This window comes from Variovorax sp. P5_A3 (assembly GCF_056400665.1).
Window position 1 is genome coordinate 233,582 of the sequence record NZ_JBFUKW010000012.1, and the last position, 9,564, is coordinate 243,145.

Genomic DNA, 9,564 nt, shown 5'->3' on the forward strand with positions numbered 1-9,564 from the left:
AAGCGACGCATGCCTAGACTCGCTTTCCATCAGTCGCCATGCCTCGTGCGGAAGCGATGCCACCAACGATGGAACACCATGATCGACAAGCTGGATGCAGCGCTTCGCTTCAACCGCGAAGCACTCAATCTCCGGGCCCAGCGCCAGGAAGTGCTGGCGGCCAACATCGCCCACGCCGACACGCCCAACTACAAGGCCCGTGACTTCGATTTCAACAGCCGCCTGACGCAGGCCGTGGAGCAGGGGCGGCAGTCGCAGTCCTTCGCGATGGCCACCACCTCGTCGCGCCACCTCGCGGGCGAATCGAAGTCGATGCCCGACCAGGATCTGCTCTATCGCGTGCCGAGCCAATCCAGCATTGACGGAAACACGGTGGAGATGGATGCGGAGCGCATCAACTTCGCCGACAACGCGCTGCGCTACGAATCGAACCTCACGGTCCTCGGCGCCAAGATCAAGACGCTGTTGTCGGCGGTCCAGCAGTAAGCGCCAGGAGACACGCATGCCGTACCCCAGTTCCTCCATGAACATCTTCAGCGTGGCGGGCTCCGCCATGAGCGCGCAGTCGCAGCGCATGAACGTGACCGCCAGCAACCTCGCGAACGCCGAAAGCGTCGCCGGCCCCGATGGCCAGCCCTACCGCGCCAAGCAGGTCGTCTTCGAGGTTGCGGCTTCGGGCCAGCAGGACATCGGCGGCGTCAAGGTTTCCAGCGTGACCGAGGACCAATCCCCCGCCAGGATGGTCTTCGACCCGAAGAGCCCGCACGCCAATGCAGACGGCTACGTGGCGATGCCCAACGTCAACGTGGTCGAAGAGATGACCAACATGATCTCCGCCTCGCGCAGCTACCAGGCCAACGTCGAAGTGCTCAACACCGCCAAGACGCTGATGCTCAAGACGCTGACCGTCGGCCAGTAAACCTCATACACGAAAGCCCTCCAATGGCCATCGCAGATACCTCCTCCATCACCGGATCGAACGCTGCCAGCGCAGCGGCAAGCACCGCCAGCGTCTCGAACTCCGACAGCGAACAGCGTTTTCTCAAGCTGCTGGTCACGCAGCTCAACAACCAGGACCCGCTCAATCCGATGGAGAACGCGGAGCTCACCTCGCAGCTCGCGCAGATGAGCACGGTGAGCGGCATCGAGAAGCTCAACGCCACCCTCTCGGGCCTGGTGAGCCAGACCGGCTCGAACCAGGTGCTGCAGGCGGCATCGCTCATTGGCTACAACGTGCTGTCGCCCGGCGACACGCTCAACACGACCAAGCCGGAAGACGGCAAGGACCCCGCGGTGCAGGCCTTCGCGGTGCAGTTGCCGGGGTCCGCCGCCAACGTCGAGATCAAGATCGTCGACGCCACGGGCAAGACCGTGCGCACCATCGATGCAGGTTCCATGACCGAAGGCGTCAATGCAGTCACCTGGGACGGCAAGGACGACGCCGGCAACGTGGTGCCGGCAGGTTCCTACCAGTTCCAGGTCGCTGCCGCCAACGGCAGCGCCGCGGTGCAGGCGACTTCGCTCACGTTCGCGCAGGTGGCCGCGGTCAAGCAGGGCGCGACCGGCGTCACGCTCGAACTGGCCAACGGCAAGAGCATCGGCCTCTCCGACGTCCGCATGTACATCTGACGCTTCCCGACGACTTCTCCTCCGGCAGCAGCGCAGTCGTTGCGGGCCGTTCTTTCATCGCATTGAAACAAGGATCCCATCATGAGTTTCTCCCAAGGCATCAGCGGGCTCGGCGTGGCCGCCGCCAACCTCGACGTCATCGGCAACAACATCGCGAACTCCGGCACCGTGGGCTTCAAGTCCGCCGCCGCGACCTTCCAGGACGTCTATGCCGGCTCGCGCGTGGGCCTCGGCGCTTCGGTGTCGGGCGTGGTGCAGAACTTCACGCAGGGCGTGACGCAGACCAGCAGCCGTCCGCTCGACGTCGCCGTCCTCAACGGCGACGGCTTCTACCGCATGACCAGCGCCAGCGGTGAAGTCATGTATTCGCGCAACGGCCAGTTCACCAAGGACAAGGACGGCTACATCGTCAACGCCTCGGGCCTGCGCCTCACCGGCTACGGTGTCAACGCGAGCGGCGGCATCAGCGGCGGCACGCCCACGGCGATCCAGATCCCGACGACCCCCATGACGCCCAAGGCCACCACCAGCGTCAAGGCCGAATTCAACTTCGATTCGCGCAACGCGGCGCCGACCAAGACGCCCTTCAACGCGACCGACTCCGACACCTTCAACTACTCCAACGCGATCGGCCCGGTGTACGACTCGCTGGGCAACCCGCACGACCTCGCCGTGTACTTCGTGAAGTCGCCCACCGCGAACACGTGGGACGTCTACGGCACCATGGACGGCGCCGTGATGAATGCCGGCGCCAAGCTGACGACGGCGACCTTCGACACCAACGGCAACCTCACGGCGCCCGCCGGCGGCATGCTGACCCTGCCGACCCAGACGTACACGACCGGCGCGGCCCCCGGCAACATGACCGTCGACCTCTCGGGCACGACGCAGTTCGGCAAGGCCAACGGCATGTCCAAGCTCGACCAGGACGGCTACACCTCCGGCGAGCTGACTTCCTATTCGATCAATGCCGACGGCACCATCACCGGCAAGTTCTCGAACGAGCAGACCCAGCTCCTGGGCCAGATCGTGCTGTCGTCTTTCGCGAACCCGAACGGCCTGGAGCCCAAGGGCGAGAACATGTATGCCGAGACGCTGGCCTCCGGCCAGGCACTCACCGGCACGCCGGGCGAGGGCACCAAGCTGGGCTCGCTCGAACAGGGCGCGCTGGAGTCCTCCAACGTCGACCTGACCTCCGAGCTCGTCAACCTCATCGTCGCGCAGCGCAACTACCAGGCCAATGCGCAGACGGTGAAGACGCAGGACCAGGTGATGCAGACGCTGATGAACATCCGCTGACCTTCGCGCCTGAACGCACGCAGCCCTCAATTTCCAGGAGCAACCAGTGGATCGAATGTTGTATGTCGCCATGAGCGGCGCCAAGCAGGCCATGGAGCAGCAGGCCTCGGTCGCCAACAACATGGCGAACGTCTCGACGCCGGGCTTCCGCGCGCAGATCAACAGCTTCCGCGCGGTGCCCGTGGTGGGCGAAGCGTCGTCCACGCGCGCCTTCGTGGCCGCCACAACGCCCGGGGCGGATTTCAAGCAGGGTCCGCTCACCGAGACCGGCCGTGAACTCGACGTCGCGGTGCACGGTGACGGCTGGCTGGTGGTGCAGGTGCCGGGTGGCGGCGAAGCCTATACCCGCGTCGGCAACCTGCAGGTCGGTGCCGACGGACAGGTGATGACCATGGGCGCGCGTCCCGTCGTCGGCGACGCGGGCCCGCTCGTGATCCCGCCCGGGTCCACGGTCACGATCGCTTCCGACGGCACCATCGCGGCGCGCGGCCAGGGCGACCCGGCAACCGGCGTGTCCACGGTCGGGAAGCTGAAGCTCGTCAATCCCGACACCGCCAATCTCGTGCGCGGCGACGACGGCCTCTTCCGCATGCGCGAAGGGCTGCAGCCCGCCGAAGTAGATCCCGCCGTGACCGTCGCAGCCGGCGTGATCGAAGGCAGCAACGTCAATCCCGTCGAGGCCATGGTCGCCATGATCGCCAACGGACGCAGCTTCGAGATGCAGATGAAGGCGATCACGACCGCCGACACCAACGCCCAGTCGGCCAACAAGCTGCTGGCCTACGGCTGAGCCGAGTCCAGCCCGCAACCCTTCGCAGGAGTAATTCAATGATTCGTTCCCTCTACGTCGCCAAGACGGGCCTCGAGGCTCAGCAGACGCAACTCGACGTGGTGTCCAACAACCTCGCCAACGTCGGCACCACCGGCTTCAAGAAGAGCCGCGCCGTGTTCGAGGACTTGATGTACCAGAACCTGCGCCAGGTCGGCGGCCAGACCTCGGACCAGACACGCCTGCCTTCGGGCTTGCAAGTGGGCACCGGCGTGCGCGTGGTCGCTACCGAGCGCATGCACTCGCAGGGCAACATGACCAAGACCGACAACCCGAAGGACGTCGCCATCAACGGCGCCGGCTTCTTCCAGGTGCTGATGCCGGACGGCACGACCTCGTACACCCGCGACGGCTCCTTCCAGACCGACCGCGACGGCCAGCTCGTGACCGCGAGCGGCTTCACCATCCAGCCGGCGATCACCATCCCGCAGAACGCGACCAGCCTCACCGTGGGCCGAGACGGCATCGTGTCGGTCACGCAGGCTGGCAGCACCGCCACCGTGCAGGTCGGCCAGTTGCAGCTCGCGACCTTTCTCAATCCGGCCGGCCTGCAGAGCCTGGGCGAGAACCTCTACAACGAGACGGATTCGTCGGGCGCACCGAACCTGGTGAACCCCGGCGTCGACGGCGCCGGCATCCTGAGCCAGGGCTACACCGAGGCATCGAACGTCAACGTGGTGGAAGAGCTGGTCAACATGATCGCGACGCAGCGTGCGTACGAGATCAACAGCAAGTCGATCCAGACGTCCGATCAAATGCTGCAACGCCTCACGCAGCTGTGATGACCCCCAGTCTTCGCGCACTTCGTGTCGCTTCGCCAACCCCCTTGCAGGGGGCAACACCAGCGGACCGGCAGAGCCGGTTCCGCGGTGTTTCTGGTATGGCGCTGGTCATGCTGTCGTGTGTCGTCCTGCTCTGCAGCGGCTGCGCGCAGTTTCCGCGCGATCCGCTGGTGCATCAGCCGATGACGGCGCGTGCGGACTCGATGACCCCTGTGCAGACGCGTTCGCCGACGGGCGCGATCTTCCAGGCCGGAGGGCGCGACGTCGCATTGTTCGAAGACCGCAGGCCGCGCAACATCGGCGACATCCTGACCATCGTCATCAGCGAGAAGCTCAACGCCAGCAAGAACTCCGGCGCCAACGCAAGCCGCGAAGGCGCGATGGGCGCCACTTTCGCCACCATTCCCAAGTTCCTGACCGGGCTGCTCGAAGGCCAGGACGCCAAGCTGTCCGGCACCAGTGCGCTGAACGCAAAGGGCGGCGCCAACGCGGCCAACAACTTCAACAGCGTGATCACGGTGACGGTGACCGACGTGCTGGGCAACGGCAACCTGCTGGTCAGCGGCGAGAAGCAGATGGGCATCAACCAGGGCACCGAGTTCATCCGCTTCTCGGGCGTGGTGAACCCGCGCACCGTCACTGGCAACAACACCGTGCTGTCGACCCAGGTGGCCGATGCGCGCATCGAATACACGGCCAAGGGCTACATCGACGAGGCCCAGCACATGGGCTGGATGCAGCGCTTCTTCCTGAACGTCAGCCCCTTCTGATCATGATCCGCAGACACCCGATCCTTTCCGCCGCGCTGGGCGCTCTCTTCGCCCTGGTCGTCCATTCGACTTCGCATGCCGAACGCATGAAGGAGCTCGCGAGCATCCAGGGCATGCGCGACAACCCGCTGATCGGCTACGGCCTGATGGTGGGTCTCGACGGCACCGGCGACCAGACGATGCAGACGCCCTTCACAACGCAGAGCCTGAACAACATGCTGCAGCAGCTCGGCATCACGATCCCGCAGGGCGTGAACATGCAGCTCAAGAACGTGGCGGCGGTGATGGTCACGGCCACGCTGCCTTCGTTCGCGCGGCCCGGGCAGAGCATCGACGTAACGGTGTCGTCCATGGGCAATGCCAAGAGCCTGCGCGGCGGCACGCTGCTGATGACGCCGCTCAAGGGCGTCGACGGCTCGGTGTACGCCATCGCGCAGGGCAACATGGTCGTCGGCGGCGCGGGCGCGTCGGCCAACGGCACCAAGGTCCAGATCAACCAGCTCAGCTCGGGCCGCATTCCCGCCGGCGCGATCGTCGAGCGCGCGGTCGATACGTCGGTCGGCGGCGACGGCATGTTCGCGCTGGAGTTGATGCGCTCCGACTTCGGCACGGCGCAGCGCGCGGTCGACGCAATCAACCGGCAGTTCGGTCCCGGCTCCGCCGACGCGGTGGACGGCCGCGTGATCCGCGTGCGGGCACCCGAGACGCCGCAGGAGCGCGTCAATTTCCTCGCGCGCCTCGAAAGCCTCGAAGTCACCCCCACGGTGGCCGCGGCCCGCGTGGTGGTCAATGCCCGCACCGGCTCCGTCGTGATGAACCAGACCGTGCGGGTGGGCGACTGCGCGGTCGCTCACGGCAGCCTGTCGGTGGTCATCAACACCGAGCCGGTGATCAGCCAGCCCGGTCCGTTCTCGAACGGCAGGACGGTCGCCACGCAGACCTCGGAAGTCTCGGTCAACCAGGCCGGCGGTGCGCTGCAGATGGTGCGCGGCAGTGCTTCGCTCGCCGATGTGGTCAAGGGGCTGAACGCGCTCGGCGCCAATCCGACGGACCTGGTGTCCATTCTCCAGGCCATGAAGTCGGCCGGCGCGCTGCGCGCCGAGCTCGAGATCATCTGAGTCGGCCATGGCGATCTCTGCAGCCAATCAGTGGACCGGCGCCGACGCGGCGAGCCGCACCGGGGCGCTGGACCAGCGCTTCGCGCTCGACGTCCAGGGTGTGGACGCACTGCGGCGCACCGTCCGCAGCTCGCCCCAGGAAGGCCTGAAGCAGGTCTCGCGGCAGTTCGAAGCCATGTTCATGAGCATGGTGCTCAAGAGCATGCGCGAGGCGTCGCCGCAGAGCGGATTGCTCGACACCCAGAACGAGAAGATCTACACGTCGATGCTCGACCAGCAGCTCACGCAGAGCCTGTCGGGGCGCGGCGTAGGGCTGGCCGAGGCGATGCTGGCGCAACTCCAGCGCAGCGTCGCCGCGGGCGTGTCCGACGACGGCACCGAGCACGCGGCGATGTCACTGCTGCCGCGCAGCGGCCTGCCCTTGAATGCGCAGTCGGGCATTCCGCTCGGTTCGTCGCCTTCGCAGCCTGCGCAGCCGTCCCAGGCGTCACCGTCCTCGCGTGCCGACCTGAGCCTCTACCAGGTCAACAACGACCGTTCGGGCAACGGATCGACCGCCGCCGCGAACCTGCAGGGCCACGTCGACCAGTTCGTCAACCGCATGGGCGCTTCGGCCCAGGCGGCGAGCAATGCGAGCGGCGTTCCCGCGCCGTTGATTCTGGCGCAGGCCGCGCTGGAGTCCGGCTGGGGCAAGCGCGAGATCCGCGCGGACGACGGCACGCAGAGCTTCAACCTGTTTGGCATCAAGGCCGACAAGAGCTGGCAGGGGCCAGTGGTGGAGACCACCACCACCGAATACGTGGACGGCGAGCCGCAGCGCGTGCGCGCGAAGTTCCGTGCCTACGCCTCCTACGACGAGGCCTTTACCGACTATGCGCGCTTCATGACCCGCAATCCGCGCTACGCCAATGTGCTGGCCACCGATGACCCGACCGCCGCCGCGCACGGACTGCAGCGCGCCGGCTACGCGACCGATCCGCAATACGGGCAGAAGCTCGTTCGCATCATGCAGAAGTTCGTCTGATCGCGGACGAGCCGAGCACCACCCTTTCTGAACAACCCGACAGCCGACGCAAAGGATTCCCATGGCAGAGATCACAAGCCTTCAACGACACGCGGGCGGCAAGGCCTCCGCGGCCCTCGCGAATGCGAACCGGCTGGAGGTGGTCACCTTCACGCTGGGCGAAGAGGAATACGGCATCGACATCCAGAAGGTGCAGGAGCTACGCGGCTACGACGCGGTGACGCGGATCGCGAACGCGCCGGAGTACATCAAGGGAGTGGTGAACCTGCGCGGGATTATCGTGCCGATCATCGACATGCGCATCAAGTTCGCACTGGGCAGTCCGAGCTACGACCAGTTCACGGTGGTGATCGTGCTGAACATCGGAGGCCGCGTGGTGGGGATGGTGGTGGACAGCGTGTCGGACGTGATCACGCTGACGGCCGAGCAGATCAAGCCTGCGCCTGAGATGGGCTCGGTGCTGGACACGGACTACCTGATCGGGCTGGGCACGCTGGACGAACGGATGCTGATCCTGGTGGACATCGACCGGCTGATGTCCAGCGAGGACATGGGCCTGATCGAGAAGATGGCCGCCTGAGCCGCCATCGCCAATAGCCAACGGACAGAGACAAACGGACATTTGAGGACAGGAGGAAATGATGAAGGACTGGAAGATCGGTACGCGCCTCGGTGGCGGCTTCGCGTTGGTGCTGGCACTGGTGGCCATCATCGCGGGTATCGGCGTGATGCGCCTGCAGAGCGTGGGCGAGGCCACTCGCGAGATGGCGCGTGGTTCCCTCGAGAAGGAACGCCTGGCCGCGAGCTGGCTGCTCGCCACCAGCACCAACAGCGTGCGCACCTTCGCCTTGCTCAAGAGCAACGACCCCGAGGTGCAGGAGTTCCTGCAGAAGAACATGAGCAAGACCAGCACGGTCGTCTCCGAGACGCAGAAGAAGCTCGAAGAACTGCTGTCCTCGCCCGAGGAGCTTGCGCTGAGCGCCGACATCAAGAAGAAGCGCGCCGAGTACGTGGAGCTGCGCAACACGATTCTCAAGCTGAAGGCCGATGGCAACCTGGAGGAAGCCAGGCGGCTCAGCGGAGAGAAGCTGCTTTCCACGCTGGAGAGCTACGACGCGAGCATCCGCGCCATGCTGGGCCATCAGCAGGCGCAGATCGACATGACGGCCACCTCCATCGATGAGCGGTATCGCGCGGGGCGTTCCAACCTGATCATCCTGGCCGTGCTGGCGTTGGCGATCGGCTCGGTCCTGGCATGGACGCTGACACGCAGCATCGTCCAGCCGATCGACGAGGCCTTGCTGATCGCCGAGACGGTCGCTTCGGGCGATCTCAGCAAGGAGTTCGAGACCCGGCGCGGCGGCGACTTCGGCCGGCTGCTGCGCGGCATGGGCGAGATGGAAGACACGCTCACGGACCTGGTGAGCCGGATCAAGACCGCGACCGATTCGATCGTCGTGGCATCCAGGGAAATCGCAGCAGGCAACCAGGATCTGTCTTCTCGCACCGAGGAGCAGGCCAGCTCGCTGGAGCAGACGGCGGCATCGATGGAAGAACTCACCAGCACCGTCAAGCAGAACGCGGACAACGCACGCCAGGCCAACCAGCTCGCTGCATCGGCCTCGGCAGTGGCGGTCAAGGGCGGCAGCGTGGTCAGCCAGGTGGTGGACACCATGGCGTCGATCAATGCCTCGTCGAAGAAGATCGTCGACATCATCGGCGTCATCGACGGCATCGCCTTCCAGACCAACATCCTGGCGCTGAACGCCGCGGTGGAAGCTGCGCGGGCCGGTGAGCAGGGCAGGGGCTTCGCGGTCGTGGCGGCAGAGGTGCGCAACCTCGCGCAGCGCTCGGCGGCAGCGGCCAAGGAGATCAAGGGCCTGATCGACGACTCGGTGGGCAAGGTGGACGTGGGCAGCGCGCTGGTGGGCGAAGCCGGCAAGACGATGGACGAGATCGTGGGCAGCGTGAAGCGGGTGACCGACATCATGGGCGAGATCACGGCGGCGAGCCAGGAGCAGACCTCGGGCATCGAGCAGATCAATCAGGCGATCACGCAGATGGACCAGGTGACGCAGCAGAACGCGGCCCTGGTGGAAGAGGCCGCTGCTGC

Annotated in this window: 11 protein-coding genes; all 11 read left to right on the top strand. The window is 65.8% G+C overall.

Going from position 1 to position 9,564, the window contains the following annotated elements:
* Window positions 1-78: 78 nt before the first annotated feature.
* Window positions 79-486: a flagellar basal body rod protein FlgB gene (gene flgB / locus AC1D3B_RS20300; RefSeq protein ID WP_478192463.1), complete on the top strand. Its 408-nt coding sequence runs from the start codon at window positions 79-81 to the stop codon at window positions 484-486.
* Window positions 487-523: 37 nt separating this feature from the next.
* Window positions 524-919: a flagellar basal body rod protein FlgC gene (gene flgC / locus AC1D3B_RS20305; RefSeq protein WP_478192481.1), complete on the top strand. Its 396-nt coding sequence runs from the start codon at window positions 524-526 to the stop codon at window positions 917-919.
* A gap of 23 nt (window positions 920-942) precedes the next feature.
* Window positions 943-1,629, top strand: a complete 687-nt coding sequence (locus AC1D3B_RS20310; RefSeq protein ID WP_478192464.1) for a flagellar hook assembly protein FlgD — start codon at window positions 943-945, stop codon at window positions 1,627-1,629.
* Window positions 1,630-1,710: 81 nt separating this feature from the next.
* On the top strand, window positions 1,711-2,928 hold the full coding sequence (flgE, locus tag AC1D3B_RS20315; protein WP_478192465.1) for a flagellar hook protein FlgE: 1,218 nt from the start codon (window positions 1,711-1,713) through the stop codon (window positions 2,926-2,928).
* Between the two features lie 46 nt (window positions 2,929-2,974).
* Entirely contained in the window at window positions 2,975-3,718 is a 744-nt protein-coding gene (gene flgF / locus AC1D3B_RS20320; RefSeq protein WP_478192466.1) for a flagellar basal-body rod protein FlgF, read from the top strand.
* A gap of 38 nt (window positions 3,719-3,756) precedes the next feature.
* Entirely contained in the window at window positions 3,757-4,539 is a 783-nt protein-coding gene (flgG, locus tag AC1D3B_RS20325) for a flagellar basal-body rod protein FlgG (RefSeq protein WP_478192467.1), read from the top strand.
* Window positions 4,540-4,637: 98 nt separating this feature from the next.
* A complete protein-coding gene (locus tag AC1D3B_RS20330) occupies window positions 4,638-5,309 on the top strand; it encodes a flagellar basal body L-ring protein FlgH (RefSeq protein WP_478192468.1) in 672 nt (223 codons plus the stop codon).
* A 2-nt stretch (window positions 5,310-5,311) separates the two neighbouring features.
* Complete coding sequence (locus AC1D3B_RS20335) at window positions 5,312-6,427, top strand: flagellar basal body P-ring protein FlgI (protein ID WP_478192469.1); 1,116 nt, start codon at window positions 5,312-5,314, stop codon at window positions 6,425-6,427.
* Between the two features lie 7 nt (window positions 6,428-6,434).
* The gene (flgJ, locus tag AC1D3B_RS20340) at window positions 6,435-7,451 is read left to right on the top strand and encodes a flagellar assembly peptidoglycan hydrolase FlgJ (RefSeq protein ID WP_478192470.1); all 1,017 of its coding nucleotides are present in this window, start codon (window positions 6,435-6,437) and stop codon (window positions 7,449-7,451) included.
* A gap of 61 nt (window positions 7,452-7,512) precedes the next feature.
* Window positions 7,513-8,031, top strand: a complete 519-nt coding sequence (locus tag AC1D3B_RS20345; RefSeq protein WP_478192471.1) for a chemotaxis protein CheW — start codon at window positions 7,513-7,515, stop codon at window positions 8,029-8,031.
* 58 nt (window positions 8,032-8,089) lie between these two features.
* Window positions 8,090-9,564, top strand: a 1,475-nt coding sequence (locus AC1D3B_RS20350; protein ID WP_478192472.1) for a methyl-accepting chemotaxis protein, incomplete at its 3' end; no start/stop codon positions are given.